The sequence below is a fragment of the Polynucleobacter parvulilacunae genome, from assembly GCF_018881715.1.
In the GTDB taxonomy this organism is placed as follows: domain Bacteria; phylum Pseudomonadota; class Gammaproteobacteria; order Burkholderiales; family Burkholderiaceae; genus Polynucleobacter; species Polynucleobacter parvulilacunae.
Genome location: NZ_JACVPW010000001.1, coordinates 379,083 through 395,527, shown reverse-complemented (window position 1 = coordinate 395,527; position 16,445 = coordinate 379,083). Strand labels below are relative to the sequence as shown.

Sequence of the window (16,445 nt, the reverse complement as noted above, 5' to 3'; positions counted from 1 at the left end):
GAGGAAATGATGAAAACACCGAATCAACAAACTAGCCCCATCGATAGTAACAATGGCCAATATGGCGGCACTATCCTCGGCTTTATTTTGGGCCTTGGAGCTGGTCTTGGCATTGCCTTTGTGATCGCTTTTTATCTTTCCAAAAATACCCCCCAAGAAAGACCAGGCATGCGTGCCCCTAGCTTGCCGCTGACTATTAAGCCATCAGCAGCCCCAGCGGAAGGTGATACGGCTGCCCCAGCAGACCCTGTTGATTTAAATAAACCACTTCAAGGTAAATCACCTGCCCCTGCTTCAGCGGATCCAATTGGTGATTTGGTGAATGGCAAAAAATCTGCAGATAAGCCGGTGGATGTATCTCCTGCAGCCAAATCAGACTCTATCTATTTCTTGCAAGTGGGTGCGTTCACTAAGCGTGCTGATGCCGATGCACAAAAGGCAAATTTAGCAATCCAAGGTATTCAGGCGCAGTTAAGCGAAGTGACTAGTGATGGCAATACGCTTTGGCGCGTTCGTGTTGGTCCATATAACAGTGTTGATGAGAGCAACTCAGTTCGCGACAAATTGAGTAGCATAGGCATTAAACCAACTTTAATTAAATCTAGTAAATCATGATTTCATTTAGCAAAAGATTCATCACTTTATTTGCACTTCTTTCCTTAAGCGGGTTTGCTGGCGCACAAAGTCAAAAAATAGAAGAAGGTTTTGACTACCGAATATTGCCCATAGCTCAGCCAGTAGAGACCAAGGGGAAAGTAGAGGTTATCGAATTCTTTTGGTACGGCTGCCCTCATTGCTATGACTTTGAGCCTGAACTGAGTGCCTGGGTAAAGCGTCAACCTAAAGATGTTGTCTTTCGCAGAGTCCCCGTAGCCTTCCGTGATGATTTTTTGCCCCACAGCCAATTGTTCTATGCCTTAGAGGCGATGGGTAAAGGCGATGCGCTCAATGAAAAAGTCATGTATGCAATGCATAAAGAAAATAAGCGCCTATTAACTGAACCAGAAATTGCTGATTGGGTGGCATCACAAGGCATCGATCGCAATACTTTCTTGGCAACCTATCGCTCATTTGCAGTAGTTTCAAAAGCACGCGCAGCCAAACAACTCGCAGAAGCTTATCGCATTGATGGAGTTCCTACTATCGTGATGCAAGGTAAGTACGTGACCTCTCCATCTATTGCTGGATCCAAGGCTAAAGCAATCGCTGTAATGGATTATTTAGAAGAGAAAATCCGTAAGAACAAGTATAAGCAGTAACTTCAAAAGAGATTACTGCGTAATACTTTAGCGCCGCTTAAATTTTGACGAAGCGACGCACAATCCAAAAGTAGATTGGGTAAGGCAAGATTCTTAAAAACTTTAAGAATCTTGAGAACCGCTTAGGGAAGTGGATATCAAACTCCCCCTTCTGGATCCCGGTCAAAATTTCCTGAGCTGCTTCTTCCGCACTAATGAGCGCTGGCATTTCAAAATCGTTTTGTGCGGTAGCTTCAGTAGCCACAAATCCAGGGGAGATCATATGTACGCTCACTCCGGTAGGCAGCAAGTCGTAATAGAGGTTCTCACAAAAATTGATGATGGCAGCTTTGCTTGGTCCATAGGCCAAAGCTTTGGGCAGGCCACTATAGCCCGCAACACTGCCAACAATAGCAATGCGTCCGGATTGAGCCTTCAGCATCTCCGGCACCACTAAGGCTACGGCTCTCATTGGTCCTAGAAGGTTTGCATCAATGGTTTTTTCTGCAATCTGGATATCAAAATTATCTGCTCGAAGTGGCACATACATGCCGGATACAAATAACAGAAGATCGATTCCGCCCCAAGCTGTCAAAACAGTCTGGTAGCCATTCTTTAGTTGCGCATCATCTGTAACATCCAATGGAATAACGAGAGCTTGATCACTTTCCCCATGCAGAGCAATTTGATTTAATCGTTCAGCCCTTCGGCTTGAAAGCGCAACCTTGGCACCCTTAAGTAGTAGTGCATTTGCACAGGCTTCACCAATGCCGCTCGATGCACCAATAACCCAGACTCTTTTTCCGGAAAAGTTTTCGATGCCCAGTTGTTTCATGTGTTTGGCGATTCAGATGATGCTGATGAGGATTGATGGCTCAATGTGAATTGCACCACGTCGATATTCCGTTCAGTAAAGCCAGCAGCACAATACATGAGGTAGAAATTCCACAGGCGAATGAAGGCCTCATCAAATCCTAGCTGACGCACTTCTTGAAGCTTGTGATTAAAACTGTCGCGCCACATGCATAGGGTTTTTGCATAATCTGGGCCAAACGCAAATTCATCTTCAATTTGTAGTCCAGCTTTGGCAGCGCTCGCTTTAAAGCTTGCTCTTGATGGGAGCATACCACCAGGAAAAACATACTGTTGAATAAAGTCAGTGTTGCGACGGTAGCGATCAAATAGATCTTCCGCAATCACAATAGTTTGAATACAGGCTTTGCCGCCTGCTTTTAGACAATGAGCAATGGTTTCAAAATACTCGGGCCAATGTTTCTCACCAACCGCTTCAAACATTTCGACTGAGGCGATGCCATCAAATTTTTCTTGGCAGTCACGATAATCTTGTAGGCGAACTTCAAATGCAGGAGGATTCGGTATTTGAGTCTGTGCTGCGACCAAACGTTTTTCTGCAAATGCTTTTTGTTCTGTGGACAACGTTAGGCCAGTAATCGCTCTATTGCTACGAAGCGATTCCTCCATCACTCCACCCCAGCCGCAGCCAATTTCTAGGATATGAGCCCCTGGCGCAGTTTTCAAGGAGTCAAGGATGCGCCCAATTTTTGCTCGCTGTGCATCCGCTAAGACTTGCTTATCGCCTTCTGAAAACCAGGCACTAGAGTAGCTCATCGTGGGATCAAGCCAAAGAGTATAGAAAGCGTTTCCTAAGTCGTAATGTGCGTGAATATTTTTGCGACTACCCGCCTTACTGTTATCTCGCAGCCAATGTTTAAGGCGATAGAAAATTGACCCATACCAATTGCCGTAGATAGCTTTTTCTAAAATAGTGCGATTACGTATCGCTAGCTCAAGGAGAGCTTTGAGATCTGGGGTATTCCATTTGCCTTGAATGTAGCTCTCGGCAAAACCAATATCACCATGTGACATGATCTCTTTAAATACCGCCCATTCCAGAATGTGAATCTCTGCATGTAACTCATCACTGAGATTACCAAACTCATGCTTTTCACCATTTGGCAGGATAAGCTTCAGGTAACCGCTGCTGAGTTGAGTGAGCAGTGTTAGAAGAGTTTTGGTGCTGATTTGATATTGCGGCGAAGCGCTTACTCGCTCTTGTGGTCGAGAAAAGTTCAATCTAGAGAGAAGGGATTGTCCGGGGCGGTTCATCTGCTGACTTCAAGTTCTGGTGGTTTAGGTTTTGAGTGAAAGGGTACACCTTTTACCCACAATTTCAATGCCTGCCAATGGATGCGGAAAATCACTCCAAGGCTCATTAAGGGATAGCGTAGTAGCGCCAGAAAGATATTTGCTTTGCTCAGGGGGCGACTGATACCGCTAATGCTTGTGTTGATTAGGGGTAGACCGTCTTCATGTAGTTCAATGCGACAGACATTATTTTTCCCGCTGCTACTGTCTTTAGGGAATAAAAAGCGAAAGTGATAGTCACCTCGTATTGCGCAAAAAGGTGAGACATGAAAAACTTTTTTACTTGTGAGTGTTTCACCAGAGTGGAGTTCTTCACCAGAATCTTTATGTAGCAAATAGCAATGACGCTCACCAAAGGTATTGTTAACCTCAGCAAGCACTGCTTGAACCTTACCATCGGCACGAGTACAGATCCAAAAGCTCACTGGATTAAATACATATCCCAGTACCCTTGGAAAAGTTTGAAGCCAGATCTCACCATCAACATGGAGCACATTATTTTCAGCAAGAATCTTTTCAATCCAGGCAAGGCTGTTTACTTCTCCTAGACCATGATCTTTGTCATAGAATGCGCAAAGGCCCCAGCGGTTATCACTTAATCCATTTTGATTGAGTAGATTCGGGGTTGTATCACGGGCGCGCATGGGAATGGAGACAGTAAAAACACCATAGCCAAATGCATTCTTAGCAGGTCGAAAACGCCGGTGCTTTACTACTCCAAAGTTAATCTTGGCGGCTGACATTAATTACACATCTTGCTTTGCTTTAATGGGTTGACGAATGCTTTCAATCAACGCTTCAGCCACTAATTCGCCAGAGCGCAAACCATCCTCATGAAATCCGAACCCTGTCCATGCGCCGCAATACCAAATGGATGCGCCACCCTGAATTAGGGGTAGCTCCTTCTGGGCTTGAATTGCACTCATATCAAAAACTGGATGGGAATAATGAATTTCTTGATGTACCAGTTTTGGATCTGGCTCTTCCGAGGGATTTAAGCTCACAATAATTTGCGTAGCTTGCAGTTCATCTGGTAGCGGTTGCAGGCGATTAATGAGGTAGTTAACGCTGACGTGCTGTTTTGCATTTGGTTTGACGCCAGATTTAGCAGTGTAGTTCCATGCAGCCCAGCAGCGCTTTGCCTCCGGCAAGAAGCGCATGTCAGTGTGCAAAATTGCCCGATTCTTCTGGTAAGGAACTGCCGCAAGAATATTTCTGGCCTGTTGATCAATACCATGAACTAAATCTAGTGATTGGTCGCTATGGCAAGCCATGATGACTTCGTCAAAGTAAGCTGAACCAGACTGGCTAACAACCTCAACTGGTTCGCTGTTCTGGTTTGTATTCACGCGTAAGACGCATTCACGCTTAATAGTTATATGATGTTTTTCAAGTGCTGCAACGATGCGCTTGACATACTCACGTGAACCACCCTTAATGGTTAGCCATTGTGGGCGATTTTGAATTTGCAGCAGGCCATGGTTATGACAAAAACGCACCATAGTTTGTATTGGAAACTCCAGCATCTGCTCGACCGAGCATGACCAGATAGCGCCAATCATCGGCAGAAAATAATTCTCTTTAAAACTTTGACTAAAGCGATGGCGCTTTAAAAAGTCTGCAATTTTTTCGTCAGGCTCTTTATATAAATGACCGGCTTCAATTTGTTGCTGTGCTAACTGGGTAGCGAGACGGTTAAAGCGCAAGATGTCATAAGCCATTCTCCAAAAGGATGGAGAGAGAAGATTGGAGCGTTGGCCAAAAAAAGAATTAATGTCATTGCCTGCCCATTCAATCTTTTTCCTTTCCCCAGATTTTCCGGGGGTATCAATGGAGACAGAAAAAGACATTTCTGAAGGCGCTACTGGCGCTTGAATTTCTTCAAATAATCTAACGAGACGTGGATAGGTCTTGCGATTAAAGACTAGAAAACCAGTATCTACACCATGGGTGATTTCTTTTCCATTAATACTGCAAGTGATGTCTACCGTATTGCTATGGCCACCAATGTGATTGCCCGCTTCATATAAGGTAACTTCAAATTCAGGGTGCTGTCTTAAGGCATATGCGCAGCCTAGTCCAGAGATGCCTGCGCCAACAATAGCTATGCGTTTTTTACTCACTGCGCTTTTTCTCCTAATAGCTTTTCAATTTGGCCTGTAATACTGCTGCTGCTTGGTTTGGTCATGCTGCCAAATGAATCAACTACATTGCCATTGCGATCGATTAAATATTTGTAAAAATTCCATTTAGGAGTTGTGCCTGTTTTAGCAATCAACATCTTAAATAATGGGTTAGGGTTGTTGCCTGAAACCACGCTTTTAGCGAACATCGGAAATTTCACGTCGTAAGTGTTTTTGCAGAAATCGGCAATCTCTTTATTGCTGCCAGGCTCCTGTTGCCCAAAGTCGTTGGAGGGAAAACCTAAAACTACAAAGCCTTGATCTTTGTATTTGGCATAGAGCTTCTCAAGACCTTCATATTGACTTGTAAAGCCACAGAAGCTTGCCGTATTCACAACCAAGATCACTTTGCCTTGATATTGACAGAGATTTTGTGGCGCCTCGTCCTGAAGGCGGGGAAAGGTATGTGAAAGCAGGGGGCTGCAGCTAGGCGCAGCTAAGGCAGGCTGAAGCCCTGGCAGAAGAGCGAATAGCCCAAATAGGCAAGTCATTAAATAGCGGGGCATATTGCACCTTTAAATTTCACTGAATAGAGGCCAAGTCTAAGACATTCTGGGTAATATCGCTGGCCTTCCATGATTGCCTTTAATATTGAGTCATGACTCAATTGCCATCACCCTCTTTCGAAGCCAAAGTCTGCCCACCAGCACAGCTTGCCGAGCATTTAGCGAAGCTTCCTAGGCCGTTGGTATTTACGAATGGGGTCTTTGATATCTTGCATCGAGGACATGCTAGTTATTTGGCTCAGGCACGTGCTTTAGGCGCTAGCTTGGTAGTTGGTGTGAATTCAGACGCTTCAGTGAAGATGTTGGGTAAAGGTGACGACAGGCCCATTAATTCTGAAGCTGATCGTCAAGCTCTATTGGCTGCGCTCGAGAGCGTCGATATGGCTGTGTTGTTTACCGAACAAACGCCAGTCAATCTAATTGAAAAAATTCGGCCTGATATTTACGTCAAGGGCGGCGATTATGAGATTGATACTCTGGCCGAAACACATTTAGTAAGAAGTTGGGGCGGTACGGCAGTTGCGATACCGTTTTTATACGAGCGCTCAACTACAAGCCTATTAGGCAAGATTCGCTCTTAAGGATTCTGAAGTAACCACGCCCAAATACCTCGCAGCACCAATCCTTCTGTTGTTTCCAGCACATCCTTAGCAGGTAAATTGCTTTGTGTGATTTCCTTGGCTAGGAATTTGGCATTGCCACCATCAACCCAAATTTTTTCGATGGGAATATTAATTTCTTTTGCCTGTTGTATGCCATAAAGGATTGCACCTACTTGCGCGGCGTCACAGCCTCCAATGATTGCATCATTCGTGCAGGTGCCAAAACCCTTATGATCAGATCGTGTGGCTAAATCGAGCTGCGCAGTATTGTTTGCCAAGCTAGTCTGCATTAATCCAAGTCCAGGCAAAATCCATCCACCGTAATGCATTCCATTTGATCCAAGAAGATCAATAGTGGTAGCTGTGCCAGCATTCACAATCAACGTATTTTTCTTTGATAGGGCGCGGGCGCCTATCAGAGCCGCCCAACGATCGGCGCCGAGCTTACTTGGATTTTGATACTGGCTGCGCATCCCTGTGTAAACGCTATCACCCTTTAATTCATACCACTGCACATCGTTCCATTGTGGAAATAATGATTTGAGATTCGTAATTGCCTCTTGTCCAGCTACACAACAAAACCCAATGGCTGCAGGCATTGGCAGTGTTTTGGCAATATAGTCTGCCAACTCAGCCCGATGTTCTGGAGTCTGCAAAGACTTGCTGCCAATAGATCCAGAGTAAGCCCATAATTTTTTTTGTTGCACGCTTGGATTTTGAGTGGATTCAACGGCCGCCCATTTGAGACGCGTGTTACCAACATCGAAAAATAAATAAAGGCTCATGATTGAATCCGCAATGAAACATCGCCAGCATGAATGGCGTATGTTTTGTTATCTTGCTGCAATAGTAATGCCCCAGTTTCATCTACGCCGTTAGCAGTGCCATAAATGGGATCTTTACCAGTACCAGAAATGCACACAGCCTGATCTCGATAAGCATCCCACTGCATCCAACGATCTTGGCAAGGCTTAAATCCATGTAGGTCAAATTCCGCAAGATGGTATTCAAGTGAGGCTATTAATTTGAGCCAAAGGTACTCGACATCGGGCACCGATTTTGTAAGTTGAGTAAGTGCACTCACTTTGAGTCCACCATCGAGATTAGCTTCAATCGCTTCTGCATTGCGCAGATTAATGCCAATACCAATAATCATCCAAGTGGGGTCACCCGTTTTGGCCTGTCCTCCCTCAATGAGAATGCCGCCGAGTTTGCTGTTATTAAGCAATAAGTCATTGGGCCATTTGAGGCGCAGACCTGCTGCTTGAAGTTGCACCTCGCTCAGATTGCAAGCCTGTGCAATACCGGATACAACTGCTAAGCCAACTAGTAAACTCAGTCCGCTCAGCTCAGAGGGTGTTCTTTTGAATGGAAATGCCAGAGAAAAGCATAGCGAGTCTTCTGGGTTGGCTAGCCATGCTCGACCCGCCCTGCCTTTGCCGGCAGTTTGCTTGTGGGCAATACGAGCCACGGGGTCGATCAGTTCGCCAGTACGCCAGCGTGCCAATAAATCATCATTGGTTGATTTGGTCTCGGTTACTCGCTCAAGGATGCAATTTGCAGTCATTCCGCCATTGTAGAAAGGTCTGACCTAGAATTGTGGGATGGATCAAAAAGATCAGCGACCCCGAAAGTTGGTATGGCCACTGCAGGCTATGCCATTGGCTCGGGCTATGAGCCTCAGTTATGCGCTCTTAATTCTGTATGTGAGTCTGAACCCCTTTGATTTTGATTTCCAGAATGGCATAGCCGCTTGGGCCTGGTTAGACGCCCCTTTGCCCCGGTTTATTACTCTGTTTGATGTATCGGTCAATATCCTGGCATACATCCCATTTGGATTCTTAGTGATGTTTGCCGCTTATCCAAGGTGGCGCAATTACATTGCGCTTGGCATCGCCCTGGGCTTAAGTGCTGTTTTGGCGCTGGGTGTAGAGACTTTGCAATCCTGGTTGCCCACTCGTATACCCAGTCAGATGGATTGGTGGGCTAATATTCTGGGCGGCTTATTGGGAGGGTTGTTGGCTATTCCTCTTGGGCCACAGTGGCTGTCTGGAAGTGCAATCCGTCGGCGTTTTGATCAATGGTTTGGCCTCAATTGGGCGGCATGCGCCTTGTTCTTATTATTTCCTTGGTCGCAGATTTATCCTCAAAGTTCTTGGCTTGGCACGGGTGTGTGGGGTCATGCCATATTTGGCTCCGTAGATTGGGGTACCTTAGTAATTAATCACGTTATTCAAGAGACGATCATCACATCCTTGTGTTGGCTTGGAATTGCATTGTTACTTTCATTAGGAATGCGTGCCAAGGCTCCACAGTGGCACATTCTCAATGGACTGCTTGGTCTGACAGTGCTAATCAAGACTCTGTTTACCGCGCTGCAGTTTGGCGCCGAGTTCAGTCTGATCTGGCTAACGGCAGGCGCACTATGGGGAATGGTATTGGGGAGTCTCTTTTTAAGGGGGGCATTGCGCTTTGATTCAAGAGCTAAGTTCTGGTTAGCCTTGATTTGCTTGATTGGCACCACAATCGCAGTCAATGTTTTACCTGACAACCCTTACTTCATATTGACGCTCAGACATTGGTATCAAGGACGCTTATTGCACTTTAATGAGCTAATGCAGTGGGTTTCAGTAGTATGGTTACCTCTCGCTCTCATTTGGATGATGCGGAGCGCCATAGACCTTAAACCCAAACATTGATGAATATAATTTTTCTATGACTTTTTCACACCACCTATTCTTTTGTTTAAATCAGCGCAGCAATGGTGAAGAGTGTTGTGATCAGCACAATGCCTTTGCTTTATTTGACTATGCAAAAAAGAGGGTGAAAGAACTCGGCCTTGCTGGTCCTGGAAAGATTCGCGTGAATAAAGCCGGGTGCTTGGATCGATGCTCTGATGGACCTGTTATGGTGATCTATCCAGAGGGTATTTGGTATACCTTTGTCGATACAGATGATGTTGAAGAAATTATCCAATCTCATTTGATTGCAGGGCGCCCAGTAGAGCGTTTGCAGTTGACTTAGTAAATTTAAAGAATCGAAAGTTTTTATGAATAGCCGCACAAAAGTAATTCATATTCAAGGAATTGTTGGATCCATGGAGATGTCCATTGATCTACCTGATGAATTAAAAAATGATCCTACATTTGCTGTTCGTGGTTTGGCTCTTGTAGCTCACCCCCACCCATTGATGGGCGGAACGATGGATAACAAAGTCGCCCAAACTATGGCGCGTGCTTTTAATCAATTGGGTTACGTTAGTGTTCGTCCAAACTTCCGTGGTGTAGGTGGTACTGAGGGTGTTCATGATGATGGCGTAGGAGAATTAGATGACTTACTCCATGTCACTGATTGGATGCAAACACCATCAAGTTGGAGTGCGTTTGAGGCAACTACAAATCAGTCCTGGGTTACAGGTGCCAATACCTTGCCTTTGGTAGTTTCAGGATTTTCTTTTGGAAGTTTTGTTGGTAGTCATTTAGTGCAAAGGCTTGCTGACTTGGGGCGTCCGGCTGAGCGCCTTGTGATGGTGGGTAGCGCCGCTGGCAAATGGACGCTAGCTCAAGTGCCTGCTGATACGATTCTGATTCATGGTGAGTTGGATGAGACCATTCCCTTGATTGATGTTTTAGATTGGGCGCGCCCGCAAGAGCTCACTGTTCAAGTAGTTCCTGGCGCCGATCATTTCTTCCATCGTCGCTTACATTGCATCCGCAACATTATTACTGGCGCATGGTTGGGTATGCCAGATCACCGCAAGTAATTTGAAAAAGATAAAAAAGAAGATAAAAAAAGAAGATAAAAAAAGAAAGAAATTATGGCTGAAGAAAAATCATTAATTGAGTACCCATCAATGTTTCCGATTAAGGTTATGGGAAAAACGAACCCAGAATATCTTCCTGCGATAGTGCACATTGCTAAACAGTTTGATCCTACGTTCGATGAGAGCAAGGTTGAGCAGCGACCCTCCAAAGATGGAAATTATTTAGGAATTACTTTGCCAATTACCGCGACTAGTCGTGAGCAATTAGATGAGTTGTATAGAACACTGTCTACTCATCCATTGGTTAGTGTGGTTTTGTAATTAGACGCATGTCAGCCTTAGTAAAACACCTTGGATTAGCAGATTACCCATCAACGTATGAGGCAATGCAGGTATTTACTAAAGAGCGCACTAGCGATACCTCTGATGAGATTTGGGTTTTAGAGCACCCACCTGTTTTTACTTTAGGTCTCGCTGGAGATGCAGGGAACTTACATTCGCCTAGCAATCAAATTCCACTCTTTCAGGTTGATCGAGGCGGGGAGATTACGTATCACGGACCCGGTCAAATCGTCGTATATCTTTTATTAGATCTGCGGCGCTTGGGGATTTTTGTAAAAGAATTAGTCTCGCGGATAGAGCAAGCAGTGATTGATACGCTGGCTGACTTTGGAATTGAGGCTGAAAGACATCCAGGCGCGCCAGGGATTTACGTCTCTCAGCAGGCAGGAGTGCCCCCCGAGTGGGTTGGCGCCAAGATTGCTGCCTTGGGGCTTAAAGTCTCCAAAAGCTGCTCATATCATGGTCTTGCCTTGAATGTGGCTACTGATCTAGAGGCTTTTCAGCGCATCCACCCTTGTGGGTATGAGGGTTTAAAGACGGTTGATATGCAAACCCTTGGGATCAAGGACAATATAGACACTATTAGCCAAAGGCTTTTGCAGCATTTACAAAAGCAACTGATGCCATCATGACCACGAATAAGCCAGACACTAACCCAGCTATTGAGGCGCGCCAAGACCTTAATTACGATGCTTCACGCAAGCAAAAATCGAGCGAGAAGACTGCGCGTATTCCGATCAAAATTATCCCTCTTCAAGAGGTATTAAAAAAGCCGGATTGGATTAGGGTAAAGGCCGCCTCTAATAATTCGCGTTTTTCTGAAATCAAAAAGATTTTGCGCGAGAACGAGTTAGTGACTGTTTGTGAAGAAGCTAGCTGTCCCAATATTGGCGAATGTTTTGGTAAGGGTACTGCCACCTTCATGATCATGGGTGATAAGTGCACACGTCGTTGCCCATTTTGTGATGTGGGTCACGGCAGACCAGATCCCCTTGATGTGAAAGAGCCTGCTAATTTAGCCCGCACAATTGCCGCGCTTAAGCTGAACTATGTCGTGATCACGAGTGTAGATCGCGATGATCTGCGTGATGGTGGCGCAATGCATTATGTGGATTGCATTTCTCAATCGCGCACTCTTTCGCCTAATACTCGCATTGAGGTGTTGGTTCCAGATTTTCGTGGGCGCCTAGATAAGGCCTTGGATATATTTGCTGAGTATGCGCCTAATGGATTGCCGGATGTGATGAATCACAACCTAGAAACTGTTCCGCGTTTGTATAAACAAGCTAGACCTGGCGCTGATTATTTACATTCTTTAAAGCTCTTGAAAGACTTCAAAGAGCGTTTCCCAAATATTCCTACTAAGAGTGGCTTGATGGTTGGTCTTGGCGAAACCGACGAAGAGATTTTGGAAGTGATGCGCGATATGCGTGAGCACAATATCGATATGCTCACTATTGGCCAATACTTAGCTCCATCAGGACATCATTTGCCTGTTACGCGCTATGTACATCCCGATGTCTTTAAGATGTTTGAAGAAAAAGCCTATGAAATGGGCTTCTCCCATGCTGCTGTGGGCGCCATGGTGCGTTCAAGCTATCACGCAGATCAGCAAGCCCATGGAGCAGGGGTTGTTTAGAAGAATTTCAAAAGCCGCTACTGTATTGGCGGCATTGTTTCTTCTGGCAGCATGTAGTCCAAAGCTGGATTGGCGCACAGTCCAATCTCCTCAAGAAAGATACGCGGCATTATTTCCTGGTAAGCCAGACAAATTAGAGCGCCGTATTCCTTATGCTGATCAAGAACTTTTGCAGGCTCTCGAGGCGGTAAAGATTGACGATGACATTTACTCGGTAAGCACTATTCAGTTGCCGGCAAATCAAAGTAGCTCGCTCAGTAAGTTGATCTCTCAGCTGCAAAATAATTTATTGGAGAGAGCAAAAGCATCGGGTGGCGATGTCGCTATTGAGGATGCTTTTTATAAAACAGCCGATAAGCAACGTTTACCAACCAAAGATTATTTTATTGATTTGAAATCAAACGGTAAATCCCAACAACTCATGCGCGTTCGTTGGATTAATCGTATAGCGCCTAATGGCGATAGTTGGATTTATCAGATCTCGGTGCTGCATACGAATGCAGGCACTGATAATGCGAAAACTTTTTTATCTAAAGAAGAGTATGAAAACTTCTTTACTGACTTCTCTCCAGAATAAAAATAAAGAGCAAAAAATTAAAGAGGTTTTTTAATGGGTGGCAGTAACTAGTCGTTACTGTTTTTCAAGCGCAGCCACTTTTGCTTCAAGCACCTCTAATTTTTCACGTGTCTTAGCAAGCACTTTAGTTTGAAGTTCAAACTCTTCGCGTGTCACCAAGTCCATCTTCTGAAACCCTTGATTCATCATGGCGCGAACATTCTTCTCAATTTCTTGAGCTGGCGAATTGCGGATTGCATCACCAACTTTGTTCTGCATATCGTTAGCAATACGTTGGATTTGTTCGAGGATTTCGCCTGGTTTTTGCATGATGAGGATTCGCAGTTCTATTTAGAGTTGCAGAAAAGATACACATTCATATTTTAAGTTGTATGGGAAAAAATGCCCAAAAAGGGGTTTAAACCCGAAAAAAGCCCTAAATTCACCCATCAGGTGCAATATTAAGCACCAAAAAAGTGCAAAAGCCTTAATTAGGGGAATTTGGCCAAAGCCACAAAGCCCTGGGGATTCAATATCACCCCATGCAATAAGCATTCAACCCATTTTTTATTACAACCAGTAAGGAGTAGCACATGAAAACCATTCAAAAGACGGCAATCTCTGCAGCAGCAGTAGCTTTGTTGGCAGGTCTTTCAACATCAGCATTTGCAGCTGACGAACCAGCAGCACCAGAAGTAAGCCCAATTACTGCAAACGTAACTGTTGCAAGCAACTATATCTATCGTGGTTTGACACAAACGAATAACAAGCCAGCAATTCAAGGCGGCTTTGATTACGCGCATGAGAGCGGTTTTTACATTGGTAACTGGAACTCTTCCATTACTTGGATTAGCGACAGTTATCCTGGTGCCGGCCAAGGCGGTCATTCTGTTTCTGCTCCTGTTGAGATGGACTTCTACGCTGGTTTTAAGAAAGAGTTCATTGGCGAAGGTTTTGCAACCGACATCGGTGTATTGCAGTACTACTACCCAACTTCAGGAATGCCATCAAGCCAATCTAATGCTTGGGTTGCTGCTAACCCAGCATCACGCCAAGCTTCTGGTACAACGCCTAATACAACAGAGTTATATGCTGCACAAAACTTCACTTTTGGTCCCGTAACTGGTTTCGGAAAAGTCTCTTATGCTGTAACAACTTTGTTTGGACTACAACAGTCTTCTGGCGCTCTTTATCCTGACTTGACAGCAAACTATGACACTGGTTTCTATGGAATTACAGTTAATGCACACGTTGGATATCAGTATGTGCCGAATAATATTGTTACTACATCCGCAATCGCTGGAGCTGGTAACGGTGGAACATGGAATGCCAGCTATGCTGACTGGAAACTTGGTTTAACTAAAGACTTCGGCGGCGGCTTGTCAGGTACTGCTTACTACACAGGCACAAGCGCGCAAAAGGTTGGCAATACGTATGTTTACTCAACACCTAACGGTGGCAATGCCGGACGCGGTAACGCAGTTGTAGCCTTGACAAAAACTTTCTAATTTCCACTCTGAACGGAGAAACACATGAAATTAATTACCGCAATCATCAAGCCCTTCAAGCTTGACGAAGTGCGCGAAGCTCTCTCAGAAGTGGGAGTTTCGGGCATTACCGTCACTGAAGTTAAAGGCTTTGGTCGTCAAAAGGGTCACACCGAGTTGTATCGCGGTGCTGAGTATGTTGTCGACTTTTTACCTAAAGTAAAAATTGAAGCTGCTGTTGAAGATGGCATCTTGGAGCGTGCGATTGAAGCAATTGAAAAATCTGCACGTACAGGCAAGATTGGCGATGGCAAGATTTTTGTCTCACCAGTTGAGCACGTCATTCGTATTCGTACCGGTGAAACCGGCGCGTCAGCACTTTAAAGAGAGGTTCAAAATGTTAACTTGGATGAAACGACTCGTTGCTGGTGGTGCTATGGCCTTGGCCATTGGCGCAACTGGTGTAATAGTTACTTCGCCAGCACATGCTGATGAAGTTAAAAAACCAGCAGTTACTGCACCTGCCGCTACTCCAGCAGCTGCAGAACCTGCTCCTGTGCTTTGCTCTGAAAAGTGCAATAAAGCAGATATCGCTTGGATGATGGTTTGTACAGCATTAGTGCTGTTGATGACTCTTCCTGGCTTGGCTTTGTTCTACGGCGGTTTAACTCGCAGCAAGAACATCCTGTCTATCTGCATGCAATGTTTCATGGTCTTCTCTTTGATTACAGTGCTCTGGGCTATTTATGGCTACAGCTTTGCATTCACGGAAGGCGGAGCATTTATCGGTGGACTTGATCGTCTGTTCTTGGGTGGTATGAATCCAGAATCAGTAGCAGCAACATTTAGTAAAGGTGTTGTGATTCCTGAATATGTATTTATGGCTTTCCAAGCTGTGTTCGCAACTATCACTTGCTGTTTGATCATTGGCTCTTTTGCTGAGCGCGCTAAGTTCTCTGCAATCTTGGTATTCATGGTGATTTGGTTCACTTTGAGCTACTTGCCAATCGCTCACATGGTTTGGTTCTGGCCTGGTCCAGATGACATCAAAGATGCTGCATCACTCGAGGCAATTACTGCGCGTGCTGGTTGGTTGTGGCAAAAAGGTGTTCTCGACTTTGCTGGCGGTACTGTTGTGCATATCAATGCTGCGATCGCTGGTTTGGTTGGTTCCTTTGTTATCGGCAAGCGTTTGGGCTACGGCAAAGAGGCAATGAAGCCACATAACTTAGTTTATGTAATGGCTGGCGCTGCTCTCCTGTGGTTCGGTTGGTTTGGTTTCAATGCTGGCTCAGCACTTGAAGCAAACGGTACTGCTGGCTTGGCATTCGTGAATACTTATTTAGCTACCGCTGCTGCTGTATTAGGCTGGTCAGTCGCTGAGTGGGTTCTCAAAGGTAAGCCATCTATGTTGGGTGCTGCATCTGGTTGCGTAGCAGGTTTAGTTGCCATTACCCCTGCGGCTGGATTTGCTGGCCCAATGGGTTCAATCATTATTGGCTTAATTGCTGGTGTAGTTTGCCTCTGGGGTGTTACTGGTCTCAAGAAGATTTTGGGTTCAGACGACAGCTTGGACGTATTCGGTGTTCACGGCGTAGGTGGTATTACTGGCGCATTGTTGACCGGTGTATTTGCTGATCCAGCATTGGGCGGCTCTGGTATTTGGGATTATGTAGCTAATGCGGTTGCTCCTGACTACTCTATTGCTAGCCAATTGTGGATCCAGGCTCAAGGCGTGATTACTACTGTAATTTGGTCTGGCGTAGTTTCTTTCGTTGCCTTCAAATTGATCGATATCGTGATTGGTTTGCGTGTTAAGGAAGAAGAAGAGCGCGAAGGCTTGGATATCAGCTCACACGGTGAGACTGCTTACGAGTCTTAATCAGTAGATTTACCCCTCACTGGGCGGCTCTGGTTGGCTGCCTAGTTTTAAGCGCGGGATCCTCGGATCCCGCGTCTTTCT

21 protein-coding genes are annotated in these 16,445 nt (G+C 45.2%); 13 read left to right on the top strand and 8 right to left on the bottom strand.

The window, feature by feature from the left end; all coding sequences use genetic code 11:
* Window positions 1-6: 6 nt before the first annotated feature.
* Both ICN18_RS02045 and ICN18_RS02040 read left to right on the top strand, forming a co-directional pair.
* The gene (locus tag ICN18_RS02045; RefSeq protein ID WP_216188884.1) at window positions 7-615 is read left to right on the top strand and encodes an SPOR domain-containing protein; all 609 of its coding nucleotides are present in this window, start codon (window positions 7-9) and stop codon (window positions 613-615) included.
* Window positions 612-1,259 carry a thiol:disulfide interchange protein DsbA/DsbL gene (locus ICN18_RS02040; protein ID WP_216188883.1) on the top strand — a complete coding sequence of 216 codons (648 nt, stop codon included), beginning with the start codon at window positions 612-614 and terminating at the stop codon, window positions 1,257-1,259. Before ICN18_RS02045 ends, ICN18_RS02040 begins: the two co-directional genes overlap by 4 nt.
* Window positions 1,260-1,296: 37 nt before the next feature.
* On the opposite strand, the gene ICN18_RS02035 is transcribed toward ICN18_RS02040, so the two are convergent.
* Genes ICN18_RS02035 through ICN18_RS02015 form a run of 5 tightly spaced genes read right to left on the bottom strand, consistent with a single transcriptional unit; the run spans window position 1,297 to window position 6,093 of the window.
* Window positions 1,297-2,073 carry an SDR family NAD(P)-dependent oxidoreductase gene (locus tag ICN18_RS02035; protein WP_216188881.1) on the bottom strand — a complete coding sequence of 259 codons (777 nt, stop codon included), beginning with the start codon at window positions 2,071-2,073 and terminating at the stop codon, window positions 1,297-1,299.
* Window positions 2,070-3,365, bottom strand: coding sequence for an SAM-dependent methyltransferase (locus ICN18_RS02030; protein WP_216188879.1), 1,296 nt, complete (start codon window positions 3,363-3,365; stop codon window positions 2,070-2,072). The genes ICN18_RS02035 and ICN18_RS02030 overlap by 4 nt, the downstream gene beginning before the upstream one ends.
* Window positions 3,362-4,147: a DUF1365 domain-containing protein gene (locus tag ICN18_RS02025; RefSeq protein ID WP_216188878.1), complete on the bottom strand. Its 786-nt coding sequence runs from the start codon at window positions 4,145-4,147 to the stop codon at window positions 3,362-3,364. Before ICN18_RS02025 ends, ICN18_RS02030 begins: the two co-directional genes overlap by 4 nt.
* A 3-nt stretch (window positions 4,148-4,150) precedes the next feature.
* Window positions 4,151-5,527, bottom strand: a complete 1,377-nt coding sequence (locus ICN18_RS02020) for an NAD(P)/FAD-dependent oxidoreductase (protein WP_216188876.1) — start codon at window positions 5,525-5,527, stop codon at window positions 4,151-4,153.
* Window positions 5,524-6,093, bottom strand: coding sequence for a glutathione peroxidase (locus ICN18_RS02015; RefSeq protein WP_216188875.1), 570 nt, complete (start codon window positions 6,091-6,093; stop codon window positions 5,524-5,526). The genes ICN18_RS02020 and ICN18_RS02015 overlap by 4 nt, the downstream gene beginning before the upstream one ends.
* 92 nt (window positions 6,094-6,185) lie before the next feature.
* On the opposite strand from ICN18_RS02015, the gene rfaE2 reads away from it, so the two are divergent.
* Entirely contained in the window at window positions 6,186-6,674 is a 489-nt protein-coding gene (rfaE2, locus tag ICN18_RS02010; RefSeq protein WP_216188873.1) for a D-glycero-beta-D-manno-heptose 1-phosphate adenylyltransferase, read from the top strand.
* On the opposite strand, the gene ICN18_RS02005 is transcribed toward rfaE2, so the two are convergent.
* Window positions 6,671-7,480 carry a type III pantothenate kinase gene (locus ICN18_RS02005; protein WP_216188872.1) on the bottom strand — a complete coding sequence of 270 codons (810 nt, stop codon included), beginning with the start codon at window positions 7,478-7,480 and terminating at the stop codon, window positions 6,671-6,673. The two genes, rfaE2 and ICN18_RS02005, sit on opposite strands and share 4 nt — an antisense overlap.
* Entirely contained in the window at window positions 7,477-8,262 is a 786-nt protein-coding gene (locus tag ICN18_RS02000; protein ID WP_216188871.1) for a biotin--[acetyl-CoA-carboxylase] ligase, read from the bottom strand. Before ICN18_RS02000 ends, ICN18_RS02005 begins: the two co-directional genes overlap by 4 nt.
* A 37-nt stretch (window positions 8,263-8,299) precedes the next feature.
* On the opposite strand from ICN18_RS02000, the gene ICN18_RS01995 reads away from it, so the two are divergent.
* From ICN18_RS01995 to ICN18_RS01965, 7 genes are read left to right on the top strand one after another with little or no spacing between them, the layout of a single operon-like run.
* Window positions 8,300-9,394: a VanZ family protein gene (locus ICN18_RS01995; RefSeq protein ID WP_216188869.1), complete on the top strand. Its 1,095-nt coding sequence runs from the start codon at window positions 8,300-8,302 to the stop codon at window positions 9,392-9,394.
* Between the two features lie 16 nt (window positions 9,395-9,410).
* Window positions 9,411-9,719 carry a (2Fe-2S) ferredoxin domain-containing protein gene (locus ICN18_RS01990; RefSeq protein ID WP_216188867.1) on the top strand — a complete coding sequence of 103 codons (309 nt, stop codon included), beginning with the start codon at window positions 9,411-9,413 and terminating at the stop codon, window positions 9,717-9,719.
* A 25-nt stretch (window positions 9,720-9,744) separates the two neighbouring features.
* On the top strand, window positions 9,745-10,458 hold the full coding sequence (locus ICN18_RS01985) for an alpha/beta hydrolase (protein WP_216188865.1): 714 nt from the start codon (window positions 9,745-9,747) through the stop codon (window positions 10,456-10,458).
* Between the two features lie 54 nt (window positions 10,459-10,512).
* Window positions 10,513-10,779: a DUF493 family protein gene (locus ICN18_RS01980; protein WP_216188863.1), complete on the top strand. Its 267-nt coding sequence runs from the start codon at window positions 10,513-10,515 to the stop codon at window positions 10,777-10,779.
* A gap of 8 nt (window positions 10,780-10,787) precedes the next feature.
* The gene (lipB, locus tag ICN18_RS01975) at window positions 10,788-11,432 is read left to right on the top strand and encodes a lipoyl(octanoyl) transferase LipB (RefSeq protein ID WP_216188862.1); all 645 of its coding nucleotides are present in this window, start codon (window positions 10,788-10,790) and stop codon (window positions 11,430-11,432) included.
* On the top strand, window positions 11,429-12,439 hold the full coding sequence (lipA, locus tag ICN18_RS01970; RefSeq protein ID WP_216188860.1) for a lipoyl synthase: 1,011 nt from the start codon (window positions 11,429-11,431) through the stop codon (window positions 12,437-12,439). Before lipB ends, lipA begins: the two co-directional genes overlap by 4 nt.
* Window positions 12,432-13,016 (top strand): hypothetical protein, encoded by a 585-nt coding sequence (locus tag ICN18_RS01965; protein WP_255532040.1) that lies wholly within the window; start codon window positions 12,432-12,434, stop codon window positions 13,014-13,016. Before lipA ends, ICN18_RS01965 begins: the two co-directional genes overlap by 8 nt.
* Window positions 13,017-13,070: 54 nt before the next feature.
* On the opposite strand, the gene ICN18_RS01960 is transcribed toward ICN18_RS01965, so the two are convergent.
* The gene (locus tag ICN18_RS01960; protein ID WP_216188859.1) at window positions 13,071-13,325 is read right to left on the bottom strand and encodes an accessory factor UbiK family protein; all 255 of its coding nucleotides are present in this window, start codon (window positions 13,323-13,325) and stop codon (window positions 13,071-13,073) included.
* 263 nt (window positions 13,326-13,588) lie between these two features.
* Between ICN18_RS01960 and ICN18_RS01955 the strand changes: the two genes are divergently transcribed.
* From ICN18_RS01955 to ICN18_RS01945, 3 genes are read left to right on the top strand one after another with little or no spacing between them, the layout of a single operon-like run.
* Entirely contained in the window at window positions 13,589-14,503 is a 915-nt protein-coding gene (locus tag ICN18_RS01955) for a TorF family putative porin (RefSeq protein WP_216188857.1), read from the top strand.
* Window positions 14,504-14,527: 24 nt separating this feature from the next.
* Window positions 14,528-14,866, top strand: coding sequence for a P-II family nitrogen regulator (locus tag ICN18_RS01950; protein WP_011903792.1), 339 nt, complete (start codon window positions 14,528-14,530; stop codon window positions 14,864-14,866).
* Between the two features lie 13 nt (window positions 14,867-14,879).
* Window positions 14,880-16,364: an ammonium transporter gene (locus ICN18_RS01945; protein ID WP_216188856.1), complete on the top strand. Its 1,485-nt coding sequence runs from the start codon at window positions 14,880-14,882 to the stop codon at window positions 16,362-16,364.
* The last annotated feature ends 81 nt before the right edge of the window (window positions 16,365-16,445 follow it).